Source organism: Gordonia desulfuricans NBRC 100010 (genome assembly GCF_001485495.1).
Classification (GTDB): Bacteria; Actinomycetota; Actinomycetes; order Mycobacteriales; family Mycobacteriaceae; genus Gordonia; species Gordonia desulfuricans.
Genome location: NZ_BCNF01000057.1, coordinates 15,578 through 38,177, shown reverse-complemented (window position 1 = coordinate 38,177; position 22,600 = coordinate 15,578). Strand labels below are relative to the sequence as shown.

At 67.6% G+C, this 22,600-nt stretch carries 22 protein-coding genes and 1 tRNA gene; 14 read left to right on the top strand and 9 right to left on the bottom strand.

Features of this window, described 5'->3' with window-relative positions; translation table 11 throughout:
* Nucleotides 1–478 precede the first annotated feature (478 nt).
* Both GD1_RS10160 and GD1_RS10155 read right to left on the bottom strand, forming a co-directional pair.
* Nucleotides 479–550 (bottom strand) — tRNA-Gln (locus tag GD1_RS10160).
* Between the two features lie 78 nt (nt 551–628).
* Nucleotides 629–1,381 (bottom strand): SDR family oxidoreductase, encoded by a 753-nt coding sequence (locus GD1_RS10155; protein WP_059036914.1) that lies wholly within the window; start codon nt 1,379–1,381, stop codon nt 629–631.
* A gap of 190 nt (nt 1,382–1,571) precedes the next feature.
* Between GD1_RS10155 and glmU the strand changes: the two genes are divergently transcribed.
* From glmU to GD1_RS10135, 4 genes are all read left to right on the top strand, one after another.
* On the top strand, nt 1,572–3,044 hold the full coding sequence (gene glmU / locus GD1_RS10150; RefSeq protein WP_059036913.1) for a bifunctional UDP-N-acetylglucosamine diphosphorylase/glucosamine-1-phosphate N-acetyltransferase GlmU: 1,473 nt from the start codon (nt 1,572–1,574) through the stop codon (nt 3,042–3,044).
* A gap of 64 nt (nt 3,045–3,108) precedes the next feature.
* A complete protein-coding gene (locus tag GD1_RS10145) occupies nt 3,109–4,086 on the top strand; it encodes a ribose-phosphate diphosphokinase (protein ID WP_053778470.1) in 978 nt (325 codons plus the stop codon).
* A 308-nt stretch (nt 4,087–4,394) separates the two neighbouring features.
* The gene (locus GD1_RS10140; RefSeq protein WP_059036912.1) at nt 4,395–4,970 is read left to right on the top strand and encodes a flavin reductase family protein; all 576 of its coding nucleotides are present in this window, start codon (nt 4,395–4,397) and stop codon (nt 4,968–4,970) included.
* Between the two features lie 29 nt (nt 4,971–4,999).
* Nucleotides 5,000–5,686, top strand: a complete 687-nt coding sequence (locus GD1_RS10135; protein ID WP_059036911.1) for a dioxygenase family protein — start codon at nt 5,000–5,002, stop codon at nt 5,684–5,686.
* A 50-nt stretch (nt 5,687–5,736) separates the two neighbouring features.
* Here GD1_RS10135 and arsC read toward each other — a convergent pair whose 3' ends face one another.
* Together arsC and GD1_RS10125 are read right to left on the bottom strand one after the other, a co-directional pair.
* Nucleotides 5,737–6,078, bottom strand: a complete 342-nt coding sequence (arsC, locus tag GD1_RS10130; RefSeq protein WP_020792483.1) for an arsenate reductase (glutaredoxin) — start codon at nt 6,076–6,078, stop codon at nt 5,737–5,739.
* A 40-nt stretch (nt 6,079–6,118) separates the two neighbouring features.
* Nucleotides 6,119–6,571, bottom strand: a complete 453-nt coding sequence (locus GD1_RS10125; protein ID WP_053778490.1) for a limonene-1,2-epoxide hydrolase family protein — start codon at nt 6,569–6,571, stop codon at nt 6,119–6,121.
* A 276-nt stretch (nt 6,572–6,847) separates the two neighbouring features.
* Here GD1_RS10125 and GD1_RS10120 point away from each other — a divergent pair, with 276 nt between their 5' ends.
* The 4 genes from GD1_RS10120 (at nt 6,848) to GD1_RS10105 (ending at nt 9,689) form a co-directional block, all read left to right on the top strand.
* Nucleotides 6,848–7,462, top strand: a complete 615-nt coding sequence (locus GD1_RS10120) for a 50S ribosomal protein L25/general stress protein Ctc (protein ID WP_053778491.1) — start codon at nt 6,848–6,850, stop codon at nt 7,460–7,462.
* Nucleotides 7,463–7,509: 47 nt separating this feature from the next.
* Nucleotides 7,510–8,076 carry an aminoacyl-tRNA hydrolase gene (gene pth, locus GD1_RS10115; RefSeq protein WP_059036910.1) on the top strand — a complete coding sequence of 189 codons (567 nt, stop codon included), beginning with the start codon at nt 7,510–7,512 and terminating at the stop codon, nt 8,074–8,076.
* Between the two features lie 150 nt (nt 8,077–8,226).
* Nucleotides 8,227–9,297 (top strand): beta-ketoacyl-ACP synthase 3, encoded by a 1,071-nt coding sequence (locus GD1_RS10110; RefSeq protein WP_053778492.1) that lies wholly within the window; start codon nt 8,227–8,229, stop codon nt 9,295–9,297.
* 215 nt (nt 9,298–9,512) lie between these two features.
* Nucleotides 9,513–9,689, top strand: coding sequence for a hypothetical protein (locus tag GD1_RS10105; RefSeq protein WP_157079432.1), 177 nt, complete (start codon nt 9,513–9,515; stop codon nt 9,687–9,689).
* Nucleotides 9,690–10,032: 343 nt separating this feature from the next.
* On the opposite strand, the gene GD1_RS24690 is transcribed toward GD1_RS10105, so the two are convergent.
* The 3 genes from GD1_RS24690 to GD1_RS10090 form a co-directional block, all read right to left on the bottom strand.
* On the bottom strand, nt 10,033–10,284 hold the full coding sequence (locus tag GD1_RS24690; protein WP_059036908.1) for a hypothetical protein: 252 nt from the start codon (nt 10,282–10,284) through the stop codon (nt 10,033–10,035).
* A 148-nt stretch (nt 10,285–10,432) separates the two neighbouring features.
* Entirely contained in the window at nt 10,433–11,194 is a 762-nt protein-coding gene (locus GD1_RS10095; protein ID WP_020792876.1) for an ABC transporter permease, read from the bottom strand.
* A complete protein-coding gene (locus GD1_RS10090; RefSeq protein WP_059036907.1) occupies nt 11,191–12,204 on the bottom strand; it encodes an ATP-binding cassette domain-containing protein in 1,014 nt (337 codons plus the stop codon). The genes GD1_RS10095 and GD1_RS10090 overlap by 4 nt, the downstream gene beginning before the upstream one ends.
* A 212-nt stretch (nt 12,205–12,416) precedes the next feature.
* Here GD1_RS10090 and GD1_RS10085 point away from each other — a divergent pair, with 212 nt between their 5' ends.
* The 4 genes from GD1_RS10085 (at nt 12,417) to GD1_RS10070 (ending at nt 16,639) form a co-directional block, all read left to right on the top strand.
* Complete coding sequence (locus GD1_RS10085; protein WP_053778473.1) at nt 12,417–13,088, top strand: PadR family transcriptional regulator; 672 nt, start codon at nt 12,417–12,419, stop codon at nt 13,086–13,088.
* Nucleotides 13,089–13,139: 51 nt separating this feature from the next.
* A complete protein-coding gene (locus GD1_RS10080) occupies nt 13,140–14,156 on the top strand; it encodes a beta-ketoacyl-ACP synthase III (protein ID WP_020792065.1) in 1,017 nt (338 codons plus the stop codon).
* 107 nt (nt 14,157–14,263) lie between these two features.
* Nucleotides 14,264–15,868 carry a peptide chain release factor 3 gene (locus GD1_RS10075; protein ID WP_059036906.1) on the top strand — a complete coding sequence of 535 codons (1,605 nt, stop codon included), beginning with the start codon at nt 14,264–14,266 and terminating at the stop codon, nt 15,866–15,868.
* 27 nt (nt 15,869–15,895) lie between these two features.
* The gene (locus tag GD1_RS10070; RefSeq protein ID WP_157079431.1) at nt 15,896–16,639 is read left to right on the top strand and encodes a hypothetical protein; all 744 of its coding nucleotides are present in this window, start codon (nt 15,896–15,898) and stop codon (nt 16,637–16,639) included.
* Nucleotides 16,640–16,643: 4 nt separating this feature from the next.
* Here GD1_RS10070 and GD1_RS10065 read toward each other — a convergent pair whose 3' ends face one another.
* Entirely contained in the window at nt 16,644–17,651 is a 1,008-nt protein-coding gene (locus tag GD1_RS10065; protein ID WP_059036926.1) for an enoyl-CoA hydratase/isomerase family protein, read from the bottom strand.
* Between the two features lie 181 nt (nt 17,652–17,832).
* Between GD1_RS10065 and GD1_RS10060 the strand changes: the two genes are divergently transcribed.
* Both GD1_RS10060 and GD1_RS10055 read left to right on the top strand, forming a co-directional pair.
* A complete protein-coding gene (locus GD1_RS10060; RefSeq protein WP_083534042.1) occupies nt 17,833–19,470 on the top strand; it encodes an ABC-F family ATP-binding cassette domain-containing protein in 1,638 nt (545 codons plus the stop codon).
* A 64-nt stretch (nt 19,471–19,534) separates the two neighbouring features.
* A complete protein-coding gene (locus GD1_RS10055) occupies nt 19,535–20,326 on the top strand; it encodes an alpha/beta fold hydrolase (RefSeq protein ID WP_020792544.1) in 792 nt (263 codons plus the stop codon).
* A gap of 477 nt (nt 20,327–20,803) precedes the next feature.
* Here the strand turns inward: GD1_RS10055 and GD1_RS10050 are convergent, their stop codons facing one another.
* Complete coding sequence (locus GD1_RS10050) at nt 20,804–22,600, bottom strand: ABC-F family ATP-binding cassette domain-containing protein (protein WP_053778476.1); 1,797 nt, start codon at nt 22,598–22,600, stop codon at nt 20,804–20,806.

Sequence of the window (22,600 nt, the reverse complement as noted above, 5' to 3'; positions counted from 1 at the left end):
GGGTGCGTGCAGTCAGTCGTGATGACCGACCGATCGGCACGGGCGCCGGTTTTCTCCCCACCAACGCCGGGGGGTGCGACACACCTTGGTGGCCGCCCACGTCGGCGTGCGCAAAGGCGTTCTGGCATATCGGAAACTCGGGTTCAGCACCGACTCGCCGACCGTCGACGTCTGTGATCGATTCCGAGTGAAGCTGCGAACTACGTTGTGCCACTTACCACCACGAGCCGCCTGCATATGCCACGACTCGACAGTTGACCGGCACTGCAGGCGTAATCGGCAGCGCGTCGGTGAGCGGCGGACTCCCGGCCGACCCGATGGAGATCCTGGCCGAACCCTCGCCAGACCCAGGCCGGTGCGGGTGACACCTGATCGGAATCGTTCGTCTTTCGTATGGCCACGTGCGACATCCGCGAGACATCCGCATCCAACGAATGGAGCGTAAGCAAAACCAGCTCTGGGCTGGCCGTGCCCGCTGCTCCCCCACCAGGGCTCGAACCTGGAATGCCTGAACCAAAATCAGAAGTGTTGCCGATTACACCATGGGGGAATACTGCGCAGACGATTGTGCCACAGGCCTCGCCGCGCAGCGTGATCGGTACCGGCAGAGCGCGATACCGATCGGCGATCAGTCCTTGGGGCCACCGGCGACGTAGATGACCTGGCCCGACACGTAGCCCGCACCCTCGCTGGCGAAGAACGAGACGGTGTGCGCGATGTCCTCGGGCACGCCGACGCGGTTGACCGGGGTCTGGCCGGCGATGGCGGCCTTGAAGTCCTCGAACGGCACACCCATGCGGGCGGCGGTCGCGGCGGTCATCTCGGTCTCGATGAAGCCCGGGCCGATCGCGTTGGCGGTGACACCGAACTTGCCCAGCTCGATCGCGAGGGTCTTGGTGAAGCCCTGCATGCCGGCCTTGGCGGCCGAGTAGTTGGCCTGGCCGCGGTTACCGAGCGCCGAGGTCGACGACAGGTTGACGATGCGGCCCCAGTTGGCGTCCACCATGTGCTTCTGGCAGGCCCGGCTCATCAGGAACGCGCCGCGCAGGTGCACACCCATCACCGCATCCCAGTCGGCGACGGTCATCTTGAACAGCATGTTGTCGCGGATGATGCCGGCGTTGTTGACCAGCACGGTCGGCGCACCGAGTTCGGCGGCCACCTTCTCCACGGCCGCGGCCACCGACGCCTCGTCGGACACGTCCGCGCCCACCGCGATCGCCTTGCCGCCGGCCTCGGTGATCGCCGAGACCGTGGCCGCACAGTCCTCTTCCTTGAGGTCGAGCACCGCGACGGCCAGGCCGTCGTCGGCCAGCCGCTTGGCCACCGCGGCCCCGATCCCCCGAGCCGAACCGGTGACGATTGCAGTCTTCTGAGCCATTGAGTTCTCCTTCATGGTCGAGCAGTCGATGTGATGAGAGTCCCACTGGTTTCTATCAGGCGGTGCGACGCGCCGGGGGACGAGACCACGCCCAGGAGGCGACTCAGTACTATCGGTCCGTTGCCGCGCCGACCGCTGTCGGCACCTGGCCTCCCCGGGCCAGACAGGAATCCCGACATCGGAGTCCGTCATGTCACAGACGTCCCAACCGACGACCGCCGTCATCGTCCTCGCTGCGGGCGCGGGCACCCGGATGAAGTCGAAGACCCCCAAGATCCTGCACGCGCTGGCCGGTCGCACCCTGGTCGCCCACGCCCTGCACGGCGCCGCCGAACTGGATCCGGCCCACCTGATCGCCGTCGTCGGCCACGAACGCGAACGCGTCTCGGCCGAGGTGCAGGCCGTCGCCACGCAGCTCGGCCGGCCCGTCGTCCTGGCCGTGCAGGAGCAGCCGCTGGGCACCGGCGATGCCGTGCTCGCCGGGCTGCGGGCACTGCCCGACGACTTCACCGGCACCGTGCTGGTCACCGCCGCCGACGTGCCACTGCTCGACGGCGCCACCCTGGCCGCGCTGGTCGCCACCCACTCCGGCGACGACGGTGCGGCGGTCACGCTGACCGGCTTCGTCGCCGCCGATCCCACCGGCTACGGGCGGATCCGTCGCGACGCCGACGCCGCGGTCCGCGCGATCGTCGAGCACAAGGACGCCGACGCGGCCGAGCTCGCCATCACCGAGGTCAACGCCGGTGTCTACGCCTTCGACGCCGCCGTGCTGCGCGCCGCACTGGGCAACCTGTCCACCGACAACGCGCAGGGCGAGTACTACCTGACCGACGTGGTGGAGATCGCCGACAGCGACGGCCAGACCGTGCGCGCACACATCGTCGACGACCCGATCCTGGTGGCCGGCTGCAATGACCGCGCCCAGCTGTCGGAGCTGGCCGGTGCCCTCAACCGTCGGATCGTGCGGGCCCATCAGCTCGCCGGGGTCACCATCGTCGACCCGGCGACCACCTGGATCGACGTCGACGTCCGGATCGGCGCCGACACCCGCATCGAGCCCGGCACCCAGCTGCAGGGCGCCACCGTGATCGGCGAGGACGTGGTGATCGGACCCGACACCACCCTGCGCGATGTCTCCGTGGGCGACCGCGCCCAGGTGATCCGCACCCACGGCAGCGATGCGGTGATCGCCGACGACGCCACCGTCGGACCGTTCGCCTATCTGCGTCCCGGCACCGACCTGGGCGCCGGCGGCAAGATCGGCACGTTCGTCGAGACCAAGAACGCGCGGATCGGCGCGGGCAGCAAGGTCCCGCATCTGACCTACGTCGGCGACGCCACCATCGGTGACGAATCGAACATCGGGGCGTCCAGTGTGTTCGTGAACTACGACGGGGTGAACAAACATCAAACGGTGATCGGCTCACACTGCCGCACCGGTTCTGACAACATGTTCGTCGCACCCGTACGGGTCGGTGACGGCGCCTACACCGGTGCGGGTACCGTCGTGCGGGACGATGTCCCGCCCGGGGCACTCGCGGTGTCCGCGGGTCAACAACGCAACATCGAGAACTGGGTGGTTCGCAAGCGGCCCGACACCGCTGCGGCCCGAGCCGCCCGTGCATCGGGTGCCGACCGGTCCGACCCCGACGGCTCCTGACCCCGGTGCAACCGGCAGCCCATCGTCCACCACGGCCCACATCCGTTCGAGTAGAAGAGTTTTCATGACCTGGACCACCGATAACCAGAAGAACCTGATGTTGTTCTCGGGACGCGCCCACCCCGAGCTCGCACAGGCCGTCGCCGACGAACTGGGCATCAAGGTCACCCCGCAAACCGCACGGAACTTCGCCAACGGCGAGCTGTTCGTCCGGTTCGAGGAGTCCGTCCGTGGGTCGGACGCATTCGTCCTGCAGAGCTGCCCCGCCCCGCTCAACGAGTGGGTGATGGAGTCGCTGATCATGATCGACGCCCTCAAGCGCGGCTCCGCCAAGCGCATCAGCGTGATCCTGCCGTTCTACCCCTACGCCCGTCAGGACAAGAAGCACCGCGGCCGTGAGCCCATCTCCGCCCGGCTGATCGCCGACCTGATGAAGACCGCGGGCGCCGACCGCATCATCACCGTCGACCTGCACACCGACCAGATCCAGGGCTTCTTCGACGGCCCGGTCGACCACATGCACGCCCTCGGCCAGCTCGCCGACTACGTGCGCTCCAACTACGGCACCGACAACATCGCCATCGTCTCCCCCGACTCCGGTCGTGTGCGCGTGGCCGAGAAGTGGGCCGACGCCCTCGGTGGCGCACCGGTGGCCTTCATCCACAAGACCCGCGACCCGCTGGTCGCCAACCAGGTGGTCGCCCACCGCGTCGTCGGTGACGTGCAGGGCCGCACCTGCGTGCTGATCGACGACATGATCGACACCGGCGGCACCATCGCCGGCGCGGTCAGCAAGCTCAAGGACGCCGGCGCCGGTGACGTCGTCATCGCCACCACCCACGGCGTGTTCTCCGAGCCGGCCACCGAGCGGCTGGCCAGTTGCGGCGCCAAGGAGGTCATCGCGACCGACACGCTGCCGATCCCGGAGTCCAAGCGCTTCCCGACGCTCACCGTCCTGTCGATCGCCCCGCTGCTGGCCCAGACCATCCGCGAGGTGTTCGAGAACGGTTCGGTCACCAGCCTGTTCGACGGCATCGCCTGACCGGTCACCGTCCGGATCACTCACCGCGCCGGGTCGTTCCTCGTGAACGACCCGGCGCGGCTGTTTTGGTGCGTCCCCCGGAGCCGGCGCGTGCCGCCGCCGGGTCACGATGCCGGTGGCGGCCGGGCTGATCACCCGGGCCGACGGTGCGGCGAGGACGGCCCGGGTGATCTCGTCACGCAATCCGGATGGTGGCTTCGCAATCCGGATCGATGTGGTGTGACCTCGGTCATAGATTGGGTTCCACGGCACACGTCCACCGCCTTCCCACCGATCGAGAAGGTGCCGAGCCACGGAGGCTGATCCCCATGAACGAACGCACGATGCGCAGCATCTTCGGCCAGTTCGCCAGTGGTGTCACCGTCATCACCTGCACCGACGACGAGGGCGAGACCCACGGCGCCACGGTGACGGCGTTCACCGTCATCTCCCTCGAGCCGCGGCTGTGTCAGGTGACACTCACCCGCCGATCCCCGGCGTGCGGATACCTCCACGACGCCCCGTTCGCGGTGAACATCCTCTCCGCCGACCAGCTCGACACCGCGATGCACTTCGCGGGCAAACCACGGGTTCCCGGACCCGAGTGGAGCTCGACGTGGCCGGTCCCGGCGCTCACCGGCAACGCCGCGACACTGATCTGCAATCCCTGGGCGTCCTATGACGGCGGCGACCACATCATCTTCGTCGGCGAGATCGTCGACGCGCACGTGGACACATCGTCGGAACCACTCCTGTTCTACCGCAGCAAGTTCCACGATCTCGGCGAGACGACGGCGACCGCCGCCCACTGCAGCGACCTCGACGACCCGCACAGGCGCTGGTTCGGCGCGACGGCCAGGTTCACCCCCACCTGCGTGCCCATCCCGGACTCCGTCCCCGCCTGACGCATCGACTCCCGACGAGTGAGGACACCATGACCGCCATCGACCTCTCCCCCGACACCGTCGTCGACCGCTCCGGGCATCCGATCACCCTCGGCTCCGGGAGCGCGGCCACGGCCTTCGTCGAGCACCACATCGACGCGATCGACGCACGAGAGTTCCCGGGCCCCACGGGAAGTGTCGAGGGTTCGTACTACCTCGCCGATGCCCCGCTGCTCCCCGCCAGGTGCACCCTCCCGATGCGCTCACGCGACCGGGCGCAGCCCCCACTGGTGCTGTACGGCCAGGTGCTCGATGTCTCGGGTGCGCCGGTACCCGGAGCCACCCTCGAGATCTGGCACGCCGACGCCGAGGGCCACTACTCCGGGTACACCCGGCACGTCCCCGACTGGAATCTGCGGGGCACGGTCGTGACCGACGGTGCGGGACGCTATGAGATCACCACCATCGCGCCTGCGCCCCAACAGATCCCGGCCGACGGCCCGACCGGGACGTGCGGCGGGGCAGCAGACCGGCATCCGCGGCAACCGGCACACCTGAATCTGCGTGTGTCCGGCAAGGGGCAGCATCCGGTCATCACCCAGCTCTACCTCACCGGTGATCGACGGCCCGGCGGCGATGTCACCCCGGCGGCCGGGCCCGGATCACTCCTCGACCCGGAACCCGATGAGCAGGGGCGTGATTCGGTACGTCACGACTTCGTCCTCGACCCCGGGTGACACGACCTCGTCGCCCGGGGCACACGGCTCCGGGCGACGATGTCGTGGCGCTACAGGATCTCGTCGAGCTTCTCGAAGGGCCTTGGAATCCGGGTTCCCTTGTCGGTCACCACGATCGGGCGTTCCACCAGAATCGGATGCTGCACCATCGCATCGAGGATCTCGTCGTCGGAGGCCTCGGCGAGACCGAGTTCGGCATACAGCGCCTCCCGCTTGCGCACCGCCTGCTTCGGCGTGAGCCCCGCGTCGGCGAACAGCTCCACCAGTCTTTCGCGCGTGTACGGCTCGTCGAGGTACTTGACGATGGTCGGTTCGACACCGGCGTCGCGCAGCGCCTGCAAGGCCTTACGCGAGGTCGAACACCTCGGGTTGTGATAGATCGTCGCATCCACGCTCACACCGTACCCGCGGACCGGCCGGCCATCGCAGCACTCAGGGCCGGTTCGTGGACACCGCCCCCGGCGCCGGCAACGGTGTCACCAGCGACGGCACCGCCAGGGCCGCGAGTCCCCGCAGCAGCGCCTTGGTCATGTCGAGGTAGTCGAAGTAGTCGCGCCACACCACGATCTGCGCGTTGCGCACCTCGAATCGCCCGCACACCCAGAACTGCAGGTGCAGACGTCCCAGCGAGATCTCGTCGATCCGTTCGGTGAGCACCACCGTGCCGTCCTCGGCGATGTTGACCATCTCGAGGTTGAACCGCAGGCGGGCCGGCTTCATCGCGGCAAAGATCTTGGCCACCTTACGTTTTCCACGAACGGTGGGTAGCGAGACGTTGGTGTAGTCGATGTTGTCGGCGACGTCGAGCATCGCGGCGTCGACGTCGCCGCGGGCGAGCGAGTCGAGGAATCCGGTGACGATCTCGATCGGGGTCCGTGAGGTCATGACGGCCAGTATGCCCGCGAGCACATCACACGGAGCACCTTTTCGCCCGGGACGCGCTCGGGGGCATCCGGCCCCGGATATGACATCGGCGCAGGTGATCGGCTATCCTTTTCGGGTTGTCTCGGCGAGGGTGAGCAGTCACCGTTATCGGCGCGACCACCACACATCTGTTCCGGTGCCCTCTCTGTGCGCATCGTGGCGGTCGTGGGGCGGCGTGTCTGCCGGGACCCGACCACCGACCGGCATCCGAGCCGGCCGCCCACAAAGGAGATGCCCATGGCAACCGAGACCAACAACATCGCCGTCACCACCCGCACCGAGAAGGGCAAGGGTGCCGCCCGTCGCGCCCGTGCCGGCGGCCAGGTCCCCGCCGTTCTGTACGGCCACGGCACCGACCCGCAGCACCTGAACATCCCGGCCCGCGAGTTCGCCGCCATCCTGCGTAACCACGGCACCAACGCCGTGCTCGAGCTCGACATCGAGGGCACCAACCAGCTCGCGCTGACCAAGCAGGTCGACGTCCACCCGATCCGCAACTACATCGAGCACGCCGACCTGCTGGTCATCAAGCGCGGCGAGAAGGTCACCGTCGAGGTCAACATCGTCGTCGAGGGTGACGCCCAGTCCGGCACCCTGGTCGTCCAGGACGCCAACGCCATCGAGGTCGAGGCCGACGCCCTGTCGATCCCCGAGCAGATCGTCGTCGACGTCGACGGCAAGGTGGCCGGAACCACCATCCATGCCTCCGACCTGGAGCTGCCTGCCGGTGTGACCCTGATCAGCGACGCCGAGACCCTGATCGTGGCCGTCAACGAGGCCACTGCCGCCGCCGAGGACTCGGGCGCCGAGGCCGCCGAGGGTGCTGAGGCCCCCGCCGAAGCAGCCGAGTGATCACGGTCCGAACGGACTGATCCACCGACCAACAGGAGTGTCTTCACGTGAAACTCATCGTCGGGCTGGGCAATCCCGGACCGAAGTACGAGAAGACACGACACAACATCGGCGCCATGGTCGCCGATCGTCTGGTCGCCGCCGCCGGCGAGCGGTACACGGTGCACAAGCGCTCCGGCGCAGAGGTCGCATCGGTACCGCTGGCCGGCGGTTCTGTGCTGGTCGCCAAGGCCCGCACCTACATGAACGAGACCGGGCGCCAGATCGGGCCGCTGGCCGCCTTCTACAAGGTGGCGCCGGCCGATCTGATCGTGCTGCACGACGAGCTCGACATCGACTTCGGCCTCGTCCGGCTCAAGCGCGGCGGCGGCGAGGGCGGCCACAACGGTCTGCGTTCGATCAGCCAGGCCATCGGTACCCGCGATTATCTGCGGGTCCGCCTGGGCATCGGGCGTCCGCCGGGCCGCCAGGATCCCGCCGACTACGTCCTCAAGCCGTTTCCGTCCGGGGCGCGTGACGAGGTCGATCTGCTCATCACCAACGGTGCCGACGCCGTGGAACTACTGATCGCCAAGGATCTCGAGGTGGCGCAGAACGTCGTCCACGCCTGGTGATCGGCGGCTCACAGCCGGGCCCGACAGCGTCGACGGTAACGCGCCGAACAGGACCTTGGTCCGATGGTGAGCACACCCTCACGTCTTAGAATCGGCAGGCGTATCCGCAACGGGGTGGGTGCGCGGAGGGTTCGAGGAGTGGCAGACACGGTGGCACAGATCGCAGCGAAGACCGGACATCAGAACGTCGCGATGCTCGGGATCGGCGCTTATCGACCGAAACGTCTGGTCAGCAACGACGAGGTGTGCCAGGTCCTCGACAGCAGTGACGAGTGGATCTTCGAGCGAAGCGGCATCCGTAACCGTCGCTGGATCAGCGGCGACGAGACCGCCCGGTCGATGGCAGCCGCGGCCGCCGAACGTGCGATCGCCAATTCCGGTGTGCCCAAGGAGAAGATCGGCGCCCTGGTCCTGGCCACCAACAGCTGGAAGACCAAGATCCCCCACGGTGGCCCGATCATCGCCTTCGACATCGGGCTCAACGGCATTCCCGCCTACGACGTCGCCGCCGGCTGCGGTGGATTCGGGTATGCCCTCGGGATCGCCGCCGACACCGTGCGCGCCGGTTCGGCCGAGTACGTCCTGGTGGTCGGCGTGGAGACCATGTCGGTGGTGATGGAACCCACCGATCGCAACACCGCCTTCATCTTCGGCGACGGCGCCGGCGCGGTGGTCGTCGGGCCGAGCGAGGAGAACGGAATCTCCCCCACCGTCTGGGGCAGCGACGGCGAGAGTGCCGACGCCATCGGCCAGAACTTCGACATCCCCGCCTACATGGATCGGGCACAGGAGTTCCAGCACAAGGACCCCGAGACCGAGCCCGTCGGCCGGATGTTCGTCACCATGCAGGGCTCGCGGGTGTTCCGCTGGGCGGCGATCACCCTGCCCAAGGCCCTGGCCCAGGTGATCGAGACCTCCGGCGTGAGCGTCGACGACATCGAGGTGTTCGTCCCGCACCAGGCGAACGCCCGCATCAACGAGCTGATGAAGAAGAACCTCGGCTTCCCCGACGACCTGCCGATGGCCAACGACATCGAGAACACCGGCAACACCTCGGCGGCATCCATCCCGCTCGCCATGGAGGAGATGCTCGCGACCGGAAAGGCCAAGGGCGGCCAGACCGCGATGCTCCTCGGATTCGGCGCCGGACTCTCCTATGCGGGGGCCATCGTGACGCTGCCCCCGGCGCCACAGGTGACCAGCTTCGACGACCTCGGGTAGACCGTGACGCTGCCCCCGGCGCCGCAGGTGACCAGCTTCCGGCCTGGTACCGGAGCAGCGTCGGATCCGGTTGGGGATATGCGCATCTGAGCGGGCGTCGACGGCCGGCCTTCCGCGTGCATGGTCGGCCTGCCCGGCCCGCGTGGGCGGCGCCGAGCAGAAACATGGACTTGGGGCACAACGTCACGGGAAGGCGCTTGGAAAGTCTGCTGACCATGTCACTACTTCAGGTGTGGCTGTTGATCGCCTTCTTGGCCGCTGTCGTGGTCGCGATCAGCGAGGTGGTAAGGCGCAGAACTCAAAGTCTCGCAGCCGGGCTTGCGACGCTGGTTGGTGGTGGGATTGCCGGCTACTCGGTCTTCATTCTCGTCCTTCTCATTACGTCATACTGAGATTCCGGTGAAGCCGACGAATGCCGGCGATGGTGCCACGAGGTCCTGCACCTCAGCATCTACTGGCCACCCTGAACCACACTGTTTGGGGCCGCGAGCGTTTCCGAGACAGACAGACCGAACCAGAAACGAGCGCGGTCGACTTGCTGAACGGCTGCATCGACAAGCCGTCACGCACAGCTGGTCATCGGCCACCCCACTCTGGAGAAGCCTTGTCATGCCGCAAATCACCGACCTCGCAGGTGGCCTCGTCCTCGGCATCGCCACCGGCGACCACTGTTGATCTGGTGTAACTGGTCTTGATCACTCCCGGCCCGGGAGCGTGAGAAGTCACTGAGGCGGATCACACGCCGATGACGTGAACACTGAGGTGGATGAACCGGTGACCGGCCATGAGCCCGGCAGTCCACTGTTCCGGAGGCTCCGACCGGTTCACCGGAGCCACACCCTTTACGACCTCCCTGAAGGTCGAGCCGCGATTCGAATCCGGCAGATCAGTCTTGTCGATTTCTTCTGGTGCGGCTCGCTGGTGGATCAGCTCAGTGATGTCTCCGTCGATGGCGCCCGCGGCGTAGTTCCTGACGGTGGAGGGCATCGCGGCCTGCAGATCAGCCTGACCAGCCGGGCCGATGTTTCGGCGCGACCGATCGTCAGGTCACGGCCATTGATCTCGAGGATTCTCAGGCCCGAGACACCAAACGCGGAGCCGCTGGCATCTTCATACGGGAGGACGAGCTCGAGTACTAGGCGCTTTCCTTTCGGAACACCGCTGTGCCCCACCAGGTACCGAGGAAGCCGAGGATCAGGGATGCGACCAGTGCCCACACCACTCCCATGGTGGCGATGTTGCCGCCGAACGCATCTCGTACACCGTCGACGACCCAGCGGAACGGCATGATCGCGCTGACGTGACGCAACCATTCGGGGCCGAGTGTCATCGGCAGCAGGATCCCCGACAGCAACAGCACCGGCATCATCACCATGTTGATCACGGGCGCCATCACGTCCTCGGATTTGGTGGTGAGCGCCAACGCATTCGACGACGCCGCGCATGCGCCACCGATGATCAGGGTGATCACGATGCCGACGATCACCCCGACGATCGAGCCGCGCATGCCCATCGCCCAGCCGAGCAGCACCAGGATCAGGGCCTGCACGAACAGTTGCAGCACGTCGCGCATCAGCCGCCCGGTGAGCAGTGCGGTGCGGCTGGCCGGGGTGACGCGTTCGGCCTCCACCACGCCCTCGCGCCATTCGCCGATCAGGCTGAAGCCGGCGAAGAAGGCACCGAACATGCCCAGCTGCACCAGGAGTCCGGGAACGAGGAAGGTGTAGGCGTTGTCGGAGCCTCCGGGGAACTGGGAGACAAGGGGTTTGAGCAGCGGGCCGAACAGCACCAGGTAGAGCACCGGCTGCATCACACCGATCAGCACCCACGCGGGGTTGCGCAGGTTCATCCGGATCTGGCGGCGGAAGACGATCTGGGATTCACGCAGGAAGGTCATCGCAGCGCCCCTTCGTTGTCGAGTTCGGTCTCGGCGGCGTCCTCGGTGGTGGCCTGGGCGTCGCGCAGGGATCGTCCGGTCATGGTGAGGAAGACGTCGTCGAGGGTGGGGCGGATCACCTCGATGGAATCCAATTCGATTGCGGTGCTGGTGAGATCGCGAAGCAGGCCGGGTACCTCGCGACCGGCGCGACGCACGCGTCCTCGCACGTGTCGTCCTTCGGTCTCGATGTGTCCGGCGATCGAGGCGAGTTTCTCGGCGGCCACCCCGACATGGGCGAGTTCGGTCACCTCGAGGTCGACGAGGTCTCCGGAGACATGCGCCTTGAGATTGTCGGAGGTGTCGGCGGCGACGATCTTGCCGTTGTCGATGATGATGATCCGGTCCGAGAGTTCGTCGGCCTCGTCGAGATAGTGGGTGGTGAGGAACACCGTCGCGCCACGCTCGGTGCGCAGCGCACGGATGTGCTCCCACAGATTGGCGCGGGCCTGCGGATCGAGTCCGGTGGTCGGCTCGTCGAGGAAGACCAGCGTCGGGTCGTGGACGAGTCCCATCGCGATGTCGAGGCGTCGTTTCTGGCCGCCGGACATGTTCTTGGGCATGCGTTCCCAGAGTCCGTCGAGCTGGAACTTCTCGAACAACACCTTGCCGCGGCGGGTCGCCTCCGCCCGGCTGAGTCCGTAGAGCATGCCGTGATCGACCACCTCGTCACCGGCCTGCGCCTGACTGAAGGTGCCGCCCGCCTGCGAGACATAGCCGATGCTGCGGCGCACCATCACCGCGTCGTCGACGACGTCGTAGCCGTTGACCGTCGCGGTGCCCGCGGTGGGACGGAGCAGCGTGGTGAGCATCCGGAGCGTGGTGGTCTTGCCCGCACCGTTGGGCCCGAGGAAGCCGACCACCTCCCCTTCGGCGATGTCGAGGTCGACGCCGTCGACGGCGCGCACCTCTCGTTTCTGCTTGCCGCGCCCGGTCCGGAAGGTCTGGACGAGACCTCGTGCGTGGATCATGATCGCTCTCCTGTGACCTGAGAAGCCGACTTCCGTCGACTATTCAAATTTGAACATATGATGGTGATGTACGCCACACCCCTTGGCGACGGCGTCCACCGACATCCACCGGTACCGACCGGCTCGACGAGAAGAATTCATCGAATAGCGGACAGCTACGGTCCGCGACATCACAAAGACCCGGACCGACCGGCCTGATAGGGGTTATCACCATGCGATCGACGTCGACCCAGATGCTGCTGCTGGGCGCGGTCGGCCTGTTCGGACCGGTGAACGGCTACCAGATCCGGCGCGAGTTGCTGTCCTGGCAGGTCGATCGCTGGCTGAACGTGCAACCGGGCTCGATCTACCACGCGCTCACCCAGCTGAGCCGATCCGGCCTGCTCACCCGCCACGACCTGCGTGACGGCTCCCGCGACGTCGCCGTGTACGAGCTCACCGCCACCGGCACACGACGGCTCCACGAACTGATCGCCGAGGCCGTCCTCGACGTGGACATCTTCGACCGCACCGCATTCCAGGCGGCATTCGGCCTGCTCCCGCTGATCGGTGACGAGCATGCGCTCGAACTCCTCGACGAGCGTCTCCGACGGGCCACCGCGGAGCTCCAACGCCACCGCGACGACGGCGACCCGTCGGCCAACCCTTATGCTCCCCCTCATGCACTGCGTGCACTCGCCCTGTTCGGCGACCTCGCGCAGGCGGAACTGACCTGGCTCGCCGACGTCGTCGCCGACCTGCGGTCGGGACGGCTGCGGCTCGCCTCCACGGCGTGGGCCCCGCCCGCCGACGACCCGGGGCATCAGATGACCGCCGACCGCGCCCGCTACCACGAGATGATCGCCCGGCGATCCGTCGAACAGGACACCGCTACTTCCGAGTAGTGGGTGAATGTGAGACGGTCTATGTCGGGTCGCATAACGGAAGGAACCATCATGGCCGTGATCGCCGAAACCTCCGGGGTGAACAACATCGGCATGCTCGGGATCGGTGCATACCGTCCCGAACGCGTGGTGACCAACGAGGAGATCTGTCAGCAGATCGACTCCTCCGACGAGTGGATCTACACCCGTACGGGCATCAAGTCACGCCGGTTCGCCCGCCGCGACGAGGACGTCACCCAGATGGCCGTCCATGCCGGCCGCAAGGCCATCGCGAATGCACTGCTCTCCGGCTCCGACATCGATGCGGTGATCCTCGCGACCAACACCCACCTGCTCCTCACCCCGGCCGGTGCCACCACTGTCGCCACCCAGCTCGGCTGCAACGGTGTGCCCGCCTTCGACGTCACCGTCGGCTGCGCCGGTTTCGGTTACGGCATGGCGCTGGCCTCCGACATGGTCCGCGGCGGCAGTGCGACCCACGTGCTGGTGATCGGCGCCGAGCAGCTGTCGGTGGCCCTCGACATGACCGACCGCACCAACTGCTTCATCTTCGGTGACGGCGCCGGTGCCGTCGTGGTGGGCCCCACCGAGCAGCAGCAGCTCGGCCCGGTGATCTGGGGCAGCGACGGCAGCCAGTACGACGCCATCCGCCAGGACATCGACTGGGTCACCTTCCTCGACGGCGACCGCGTCCAGCGTCCGTTCCTGCGGCTCGAGGGCACCGCGGTCTTCCGCTGGGCCGCCTTCGAGATGGGCAAGGTCGCCCAGCGTGCACTCGAGGCCGCGAAGGTCGACGCCACCGACCTCGACGTCTTCGTCCCGCACCAGGCCAACTCGCGGATCAACGATCTGCTCGCCAAGAACCTGCACCTGCGTGAGGGCGCCGTCGTCGCCAACGACATCGAGCACACCGGCAACACCTCGGCCGCCTCGATCCCGCTCGCGATGGAAGACCTGCTCTCCACCGGCAAGGCCCGGCCCGGCGACACCGCACTGCTGCTCGGCTACGGCGCGGGCCTCAGTTACGCCTCGCAGGTGGTCACCCTGCCGCCCGTCCCGTTCGAGTAGACCCCGGATGTGAGTGGTGGCATTCCGGCCCCGGATTCCGGGCCGGCATGCGACCGCTCCCCGGGGGAGGTTGTGGGCGCCACGACCTCGCCCGATAGCCTCGATGGGTGAGTTCTGTTGCCGATGAGGTCAAGCGCCGACGTACCTTCGCGATCATCTCCCACCCCGACGCGGGTAAGTCGACGATGACCGAGGCCCTGGCGCTCCATGCCCGCATGATCAGCGAGGCGGGCGCCATCCACGGCAAGGCCGGCCGCAAGTCCACCGTCTCCGACTGGATGGAGATGGAGAAGGCCCGCGGTATCTCGGTGAGTTCCACCGCGCTGCAGTTCAACTACACCCCGGCCGGCTGGTCCGACGACGACGAGCCCGCGGTGATCAACCTCGTCGACACCCCCGGTCACGCCGACTTCTCCGAGGACACCTACCGGGTGCTCACCGCCGTCGACGCCGCGGTGATGCTGATCGATGCCGCCAAGGGCCTCGAGCCGCAGACCCTCAAACTGTTCCAGGTGTGTCGTCATCGCGGCATCCCGGTGATCACCGTCATCAACAAGTGGGACCGTCCGGGACAGACTCCGCTGGAACTGATCGACGAGATCAGCGAACGCATCGGCCTGACCCCCACCCCGCTGTACTTCCCGGTGGGTATCGCCGGCGACTTCCGTGGCCTGCTCGACCGCCGCACCGGCCGGTACATCCACTTCACCCGCACCGCCGGCGGCGCCAAGATCGCCCCCGAGGAGATCATGGACGCCGAGGCCGCCGCCGCCCGCGAGGGCGACGAGTGGGTCGCGGCCAGCGAGGAGAGCGCACTGCTCACCGAGATGGGCCAGGACCACGATCAGGAACTGTTCCTGGCCGGTGAGACCTCACCGATGATCTTCTCCTCGGCGATGCTCAACTTCGGTGTGCGACAGCTCCTCGAGACCCTCGTCGAGCTCGCCCCCGCCCCGGCCGGCCGCACCGACCTCGACGGCACCGTCCGTGAACCCACCGACCCCTTCAGTGCGGTGGTGTTCAAGGTCCAGGCCGGCATGGACGCGAGCCACCGAGATCGCTTGGCGTACATGCGGATCGTGTCCGGCGAGTTCGAGCGCGGCATGGTGGTCACGCATGCGCAGACCGGAAAGCCGTTCGCCACCAAGTACGCCCAGGCGGTGTTCGGCCGCGACCGTTCCACCGTCGACACCGCCTACCCCGGTGATGTGGTGGGTCTGGTCAACGCCACCGCACTGGCCCCCGGCGACACCCTCTTCAACGACCCCAGGGTGCAGTTCCCGCCGATCCCGTCGTTTGCGCCCGAACACTTCTCGTCGTTGCGGGCCACCACCGCCGACAAGTACAAGCAGTTCCGCAAGGGGATGGATCAGCTCGACAGCGAGGGCGTGGTGCAGGTCCTGCGCAACGATCTGCGCGGTGATGCCTCGCCGGTGCTCGCAGCCGTCGGACCGATGCAGTTCGAGGTGGTCACCGCGCGGCTGAAGTCGGAGTTCAACGTCGACACCGTGATCGATCCGCTCGGCTACACCCTGGCCCGACGCACCGATGCCGAGAGCGCCGACGAGCTGAACCGTCAGCGCGGTGTCGAGGTGTTCACCCGCACCGACGGCGCCCTGCTCGCCCTGTTCAGCGACAAGTGGCGGCTGCAGTACATCGAGAAGGAACACCCCGACCTGACCCTGGAGCCCCTGGTCGCCACCGCCGACTGAGACGTCATGCGCGTCAACCGTTCTCGCATGCCCATGACTGTCACCGGTCTGGGGCTGGCCGGTGTCCTGCTCACCGGATGCGCCGGTTCCGACGCCGCGTCGCCCGCCTCGTCCGAGGCGTCGCCGACGTCACCGGCGGTCTCGGTGCCCCTGGATGCGAAACGCTGCGCGCAGGACCCGCCGGCCGGGCGGGTCGACCGCAGCGGCACAGGTCTTCGGTTCACCCACGGCCACATGCTGATCGCGATCGCCCCGGCCACCGGTCCCGAGGGCGCGTCCGAGACGTCCTGCTACGAGTTCGACAAGTCCGGCAACCCGGCCCCCGAGGTGCCGCCGGACACTTTGCTGTTCACCTTCGCCGGGCCGGGAACCGATGGGGCGCAACTGGAATTCCTCGTCGGCGAGCTCACCGGCGGGGTGTTGCCGCCGATCGGTGCCGTCCGGCCCACCGTCGGACCGCTGACCGGGGTGATCACCGCACAGGTCGGGGTGTCGGTGGGCGGTGTCTACCGGACGTCGTCCACGTGCCGCCTCGCGCTGACCACCGTCACCGGGGAGCGGATGGCCGGCCACCTCGACTGCCCGACCGCGGTCACCACGCGGGCCAATCCGTTCGCCCCGAGCGAGGACATCACCGACGACGAGGCCACTGCGAGCGCCCCGGATGCGCCCGCGGCCCCGGCACCGGGTCCCCCGGTGTCGGCACCGCAGGCGCCGACGATGTCGGAGCAGCCGACCCGCCTGTCCGGCTGGTTCGACCTGACGCCGTGACGCCTCAGGCGCCGACGATCCGTGCCACCTCGGCGGGGTCGACGTCGTCGACCGATGCCGGCGAGAACGACGGATCACGGTCCTTGTCCACCAGAACGGCCCGCACGCCTTCCACGAAATCCGTTGTGAGGGTGATCTTCTCGGCAGCATGAAGCTCGCGCTCGAGGCACTCGTCCAGCGATGACGCCTCGCCGAGTTCGAGCATGCGGGCGGTCACCGCCAGACTCGTCGGCGATGCCGCCGCGAGCAGGTCGAGCATCTGGGCCGCCCAGTCGTCGCCGACTGCGCCACGCAGTCCGCCGATGATCGCGGCGACATTGGTGTCGGCGAAGTACTCCCCGATCTTGTCCAGCGGCAACAGTGGGTGCCGATCGAGTTCGGCGGGTTCAGGCGCGAGTGCCTCACCCAGCGGCGCCCCGGCCCGAATCCGTTCGGCCACCGCACCGATCCGCGCCGACGGGACGAAGTGGGTGGCCAGTCCCACCGACAGCGCTTGCTCTCCGAGGACGCGGGAACCGGTGAGTCCCAACCACATTCCGACACCCATCGGCAGGCGCGGCAGGAAGTGGGTGGAACCGACGTCGGGCAGGAAGCCGATCGCGGTCTCGGGCATCGCGATCATCGCCTTCTCGCTGACCACCCGCACCTCCCCGTGCACGCTGATCCCGAGGCCACCGCCCATCGCGGGCCCGTCGACCAACGCGACATAGGCCTTGGGGTAGGTGGCGATGAGCTGGTTCAGCCGGTATTCGTGGGCGAAGTAGCGGGTGATGGCCTCGGTGTCGCCCTCGAGGGCGGATTCCCGGATCGCCCGGATGTCACCACCGGCGCAGAAGGCGCGCTCGCTCGCCGAGGTGACCAGCACGGTCTCCACATCGTCGTCATCACCCCACTCCCCGAGGATCTCGTACATGTCGTCGACCATCGACTGGTCGAGTGCATTAAGGGCTTTCGGGCGATCGAGGATGACCTCTCCCACCCCGTTGGCGACGGAGGTGCGGATGAACGACATGGTGCTCACGCTATCGCGTGCCGACCGAGTTCCTTGACAGGGCGCCGGGATCACGCGCTATGGTGGTCCCCGTCCTTGTCGTCAACCAGAGGAGTGATCCGCAGAATATGAACATCTGAGGTCGGTTTCCCGCAGCGCCGCGAGTCTCGCCGCGCTCTGCCCACCACCTCAGGAGCCTCACATGGCATCGTTTTCTGCGCACGACCTTTCCTCCTCGATCACCCTCTCGGACGTCTCCTTCACGTGGCCCGACGGCTCGGTGGTCTTCGACGGCCTGTCGTTCGTCGTCCCCTCCGGCGTGTGTTCGCTGGTCGGTGTCAACGGTGCCGGGAAGAGCACGCTGCTGCACCTGATTGCCGGCACGGTGCGACCGACCCGCGGCAGCGTCTCGGTGCCGGGGCGAACCGCACTGGTCCCCCAGCATCCCGACGCCGATCCGCACGCCACCATCAGTGATGTCCTCGGGATCACCGAGACCCGAACAGCGTTGCGGCGCATCGAGAACGGTTCGGTCGACGAAGCCGACTTCGACATCGTCGGCGACGACTGGGACGTCGAAGAACGCGCTGTCGCCGAGCTGTCGGCACTGGGTCTGGTCGCCGATCTCGACCGCACGGTGGGCACGCTCTCCGGTGGGGAGTCGACGATGCTGGCGATCGCCGCGCGACTCGTGCACCGCCCCGACGTCCTGCTGCTCGACGAGCCGACCAACAATCTCGACGAGGGGTCGCGGGGCCGGTTGTTCACGATGATCGAACGGTTCGCCGGCACCATCGTGCTGGTCAGCCACGACCTCGAACTCCTCGAACGCGTCGACACGACACTCGAGCTCTACCACGGTCACATCCGTCAGTTCGGTGGTCCGTACTCGGTATATCGGTCGATGATCGACGCCGAACAGGCTGCTGCGGCCGACGCGGTGGCCAACGCGGCCAACGACCTTCGCCGGCAGAAACGCGAGATGGTCGACGCCCAGATCGCCCTGGGCCGGCGGGCCCGCACCGCCGCCCGCGCCGAGCGGGAGAAGCGGGTACCCAAGATCGTCGCGGGACTGCGTCGGAACGCCGCGGAGGTGTCGGCGGGTAAGTTCCGTACCGCGCACCGAGCCGACGTCGATGCGGCTGCCGGCCGTCTCGCGTCCGCCCAGGACGGAATCCGCGCCGACCACACCGCACACATCGCGATGCCCGACCCCGAGATGGGTACGCGCGTACAGGTGATCGACGACGAGCGGCTCTACGTCGACGGACCGGAACGAATCGCCCTGGTCGGGCGCAACGGGGCCGGGAAGACCACCCTCATCCGGGAACTGATCACCTCCGGGCGAGTGCTCGTCCCCTATGCGCTGGTGCCCCAGCGGATCACGTTCGACGATCCCACCCGCACGATCGCCGAACACCTGATGGCCGAGCATCCCGACCGCACGGTCCAGCAGGTGCGGTCGCACCTGGCCCGATTCCTGTTCCGCGGCAGGGCCGCCGACCGGCCGCTGACCGAGCTGTCCGGTGGCGAACGTCTGCGGGTCGCGTTGGCGTCGGCGTTGCTCGCCGATCCGATCCCCAAGCTCCTGATCCTCGACGAGCCCACCAACAACCTCGACATCACCACCACCGAGGAACTCGTCGAGGCACTGCAGAAGTGGACCGGCGCCCTGATCCTGGTCAGCCACGACGCCGGTTTCCGGGAGCAGGTCGGGATCGACCGCGAGGTCCGCGTCGGCGAACCCGACGACGACGAGGGTGACGACGGTGAGGGTGACGTCGGCGGTGAGGGTGACGAGGCCGCGCCGGAAGCCGATGGCGACGTGAACACTGTGTGAGCAGACGTGAACACTGCGTGCGGGGCCTGGACCGGGTTCGGCGGGCCCGGCACACTGGCCCGCGATGATCTGCGACGACTCCGACATCACCCTCGAACCCACGCCGTCGAGCACTCCTTCCCCAGTGCTCGACGACGCCACCCCCGTGGTCCTGATCCACGGGCTGCGGGTCAGCGGGACATCGATGCGCCGGATCGCCGCAGCAATCGACGGGCGGGCGGTCCGCACCCCCGACCTCCCCGGCCACGGACAGCGGTTCGCCGAGAAGTTCAGCCTCGACGACGCGGTTCAGACCGTCCTCGACACCGCGGACGAGTTCGGCAGACCCGTTGTCCTGGCCGGGATCTCACTCGGCGGATATGTGACGATGGCAGCCGCGGGCCGTCACCCCGACCGCATCGCCGGCCTGGTGGTGATGGGTTCCACGGCACAGCCGAGTCGGATGCTCGCCGCACCGTTCCGGCTGTTCGGCTTCCTCACCGGCATGCTGCCCGGCGGATCGGCGGTGATCAGCAAGATCCTGACGCGGCTCGCCGTCGGCCGTCAGGTCGCCGAGGACATGGAGGCCGGTGGTCTCGCCCTGCACTCGATAGCCGACGTCGTCGACGAGGTGGCCCGCTTCGACGCACTGGCCGAACTGTCGCGCTACCGGGGTCCGACGCTGCTCGCCAACGGTGCATGGGACCAATTCCGTATGCACGAACAGCGATTCGCCGCATTGTCCCAAGACACCGAGGTCCGCGTGATCCCGCGTGCCACCCACTTGTATCCGCTGATCCAGCCCGAGGTGACCGGGGCCATGATCGGCGATTTCGCTGCACGACTCGACCAGGTGCGCAGCTCCGACGCCGGGTGAACCGGCAACCAGCTCAACGACCAACCCACGATGTTGGGCCGACGACGAGCGCAAGCGACCAACCCACGATGGTTGAGCAGCGAGGAGCGCAAGCGACCAACCCACGATGGTTGAGCAGCGAGGAGCGCAAGCGACGACGCGCCCGTCGAAACCTCCGCCACCCAACAACGGCACGCAACCACCACCACGCTCACCGACACCGACAACCCACCAGGTTTCGACAACGGCCAGCCTCGCTATCGCGAGGATGACCTGCTCAACCACCAAAAGCACACCCGCAGCACCTCATCCCCACGATGGTTGAGCAGCGAGGAGCGCTAGCGACGACGCGCCCATCGACCAACCAACGATGGTTGAGCAGCGAGGAGCGCTAGCGACGACGCGCCCGTCGAAACCTCCGCCACCCGACGTCGACACGCAACCACCATCAGGACGGTCGCCGACACCGACGCGGCTCTCACTCAGCGGCGAGAGACCTCAGCCGAGTTGCTCCGACAGTTCGAGCCAGCGCTCTTCGGTCTCGGTGACCTCGTCTTCGAGTTCACGTAGCCGTGCGGTGTGCTTGGCCAGGCCTTCGTAGTCGCCCTGGTCGTGGGCGGCCATCTCGTTGTGCACCTTCTCGATGGTGGTGCCGAGCTTCTCCAGGCGGCGTTCGAGGGCCGACAATTCCTTCTGTGCCGCACGCAGTTCGGCCCCCGACAACCCTTCCTGCGTTTCCGCCGCCGATGACGACGAGCTCGCGCTGGTCGGATTCTCGTGTGCTGCAACATGTGCCGCACGCAGGGCGAGATACTCGTCGACGCCGCCGGGCACATGCCGCAGCCGTCCGTCCAGGACCGCGTACTGCTGGTCGGTGACCCGCTCGAGCAGGTACCGGTCGTGCGAGACGACGATCAGCGTGCCCGGCCACGAGTCGAGCAGGTCCTCCATCGCGGCGAGCATGTCGGAGTCGACGTCGTTGGTCGGCTCGTCCAGCACGATCAGGTTCGGTTCGCTGAGCAGCAACATCAGCAGCTGCAGACGTCGCTTCTGTCCGCCCGACAGGTCGTCGACACGTGCCGAGAGATGTTCGCGCGCAAAGCCGAGTCGTTCGAGTAGCTGCGCCGGTGTGTGGTCTTTGCCGTCGATGGTGAAGGTGGTCTTGGTCTCGGCCAGCACCTCGCGCACCCTGTCGCCGCCGATGTCGGCCAGCTGCGAGAACTGCTGGTCGAGCATGCCGATCCGAACGGTCTTCCCGCGCTTGACCTTTCCGCTGGTGGCCGCCACCGTGCCACAGACCAGGCCGAGGAGGGTCGACTTGCCGGCACCGTTGGCGCCGAGGATGCCGGTGCGCTCGCCGGGTCCGATCCGCCAGGTGATCTCCCGCAGCACCTCACGCTCGCCGAAGCGGACCCCGACCTCCTCGAGGTCGACGACCTGCTTGCCGAGCCGGGCGACGGCCAGGCGCTGCAACTCGATCGGATTGCGGACCGGCGGGACGTCGGCGATCAGCTGGTTGGCGGCCTCGATCCGGAACTTCGGTTTGGACGTGCGGGCCGGCGCACCGCGGCGCAGCCAGGCCAGCTCCTTGCGCATCAGGTTCTGGCGCTTGGATTCCATCGTCGCGGCGATCCGGTCACGCTCGACGCGCTGCAGCACATAGGCGGCGTAACCGCCTTCGAACGGTTCGACGATCCCGTCGTGCACCTCCCACGTCTCGGTGCACACCTCGTCGAGGAACCACCGGTCGTGGGTGATCACCAGCAGTCCGCCGGAGTTCTTCGCCCACCGACGTTTCACGTGGTCGGCCAGCCACGCGATACCTTCCACGTCCAGATGGTTGGTGGGCTCGTCGAGGGCGATCAGATCCCACTCCCCGACCAGCAGCGCCGCGAGCGCCACCCGGCGGCGCTGACCGCCGCTGAGCCCGCCGATCCGCGCATCCCACGGGATGTCGGCGACCAATCCGCTGATCACATCCCGGATCTCGGGGTCGCCGGCCCATTCGTGTTCGGGACGGTCGCCGACGATCTCGTGGCCGACCGTCGACTCCGGGTCGAGCTCGTCGCCCTGGGCGAGAACCCCGAAGCGCACGCCGCCACGCCGGGTAACGCGTCCGGCCTGCGGCTCGATCCGGCCCGCCAGCATGCCCAGCAGGCTGGACTTGCCGTCGCCGTTGCGGCCGACGATGCCGATCCGGTCGCCCTCCTCGATGCCGAGGGTGAGCGAATCGAAGACGACCTTGGTGGGGAACTCCAGGTGCAGGCCTTCGGCACCGAGCAGGGGTGTGGCCAT

What these genes read in the sequence shown, in the direction of transcription:
- GD1_RS10135 (WP_059036911.1), top strand. Translation starts at nt 5,000, where the DNA reads ATGACCGCCATCGACCTCTCCCCCGACACCGTCGTCGACCGCTCCGGG.
- glmU (WP_059036913.1), top strand. Translation starts at nt 1,572, where the DNA reads ATGTCACAGACGTCCCAACCGACGACCGCCGTCATCGTCCTCGCTGCG.
- GD1_RS10145 (WP_053778470.1), top strand. Translation starts at nt 3,109, where the DNA reads ATGACCTGGACCACCGATAACCAGAAGAACCTGATGTTGTTCTCGGGA.
- GD1_RS10080 (WP_020792065.1), top strand. Translation starts at nt 13,140, where the DNA reads ATGGCCGTGATCGCCGAAACCTCCGGGGTGAACAACATCGGCATGCTC.
- GD1_RS10065 (WP_059036926.1), bottom strand. Translation starts at nt 17,651, where the DNA reads ATGTCGTTCATCCGCACCTCCGTCGCCAACGGGGTGGGAGAGGTCATC.
- GD1_RS10070 (WP_157079431.1), top strand. Translation starts at nt 15,896, where the DNA reads ATGCCCATGACTGTCACCGGTCTGGGGCTGGCCGGTGTCCTGCTCACC.
- GD1_RS24690 (WP_059036908.1), bottom strand. Translation starts at nt 10,284, where the DNA reads ATGCCCTCCACCGTCAGGAACTACGCCGCGGGCGCCATCGACGGAGAC.
- GD1_RS10050 (WP_053778476.1), bottom strand. Translation starts at nt 22,600, where the DNA reads ATGGCCACACCCCTGCTCGGTGCCGAAGGCCTGCACCTGGAGTTCCCC.
- GD1_RS10140 (WP_059036912.1), top strand. Translation starts at nt 4,395, where the DNA reads ATGAACGAACGCACGATGCGCAGCATCTTCGGCCAGTTCGCCAGTGGT.
- GD1_RS10105 (WP_157079432.1), top strand. Translation starts at nt 9,513, where the DNA reads ATGTCACTACTTCAGGTGTGGCTGTTGATCGCCTTCTTGGCCGCTGTC.
- GD1_RS10090 (WP_059036907.1), bottom strand. Translation starts at nt 12,204, where the DNA reads ATGATCCACGCACGAGGTCTCGTCCAGACCTTCCGGACCGGGCGCGGC.
- GD1_RS10055 (WP_020792544.1), top strand. Translation starts at nt 19,535, where the DNA reads ATGATCTGCGACGACTCCGACATCACCCTCGAACCCACGCCGTCGAGC.
- GD1_RS10155 (WP_059036914.1), bottom strand. Translation starts at nt 1,381, where the DNA reads ATGGCTCAGAAGACTGCAATCGTCACCGGTTCGGCTCGGGGGATCGGG.
- GD1_RS10060 (WP_083534042.1), top strand. Translation starts at nt 17,833, where the DNA reads ATGGCATCGTTTTCTGCGCACGACCTTTCCTCCTCGATCACCCTCTCG.
- GD1_RS10120 (WP_053778491.1), top strand. Translation starts at nt 6,848, where the DNA reads ATGGCAACCGAGACCAACAACATCGCCGTCACCACCCGCACCGAGAAG.
- GD1_RS10095 (WP_020792876.1), bottom strand. Translation starts at nt 11,194, where the DNA reads ATGACCTTCCTGCGTGAATCCCAGATCGTCTTCCGCCGCCAGATCCGG.
- GD1_RS10085 (WP_053778473.1), top strand. Translation starts at nt 12,417, where the DNA reads ATGCGATCGACGTCGACCCAGATGCTGCTGCTGGGCGCGGTCGGCCTG.
- GD1_RS10125 (WP_053778490.1), bottom strand. Translation starts at nt 6,571, where the DNA reads ATGACCTCACGGACCCCGATCGAGATCGTCACCGGATTCCTCGACTCG.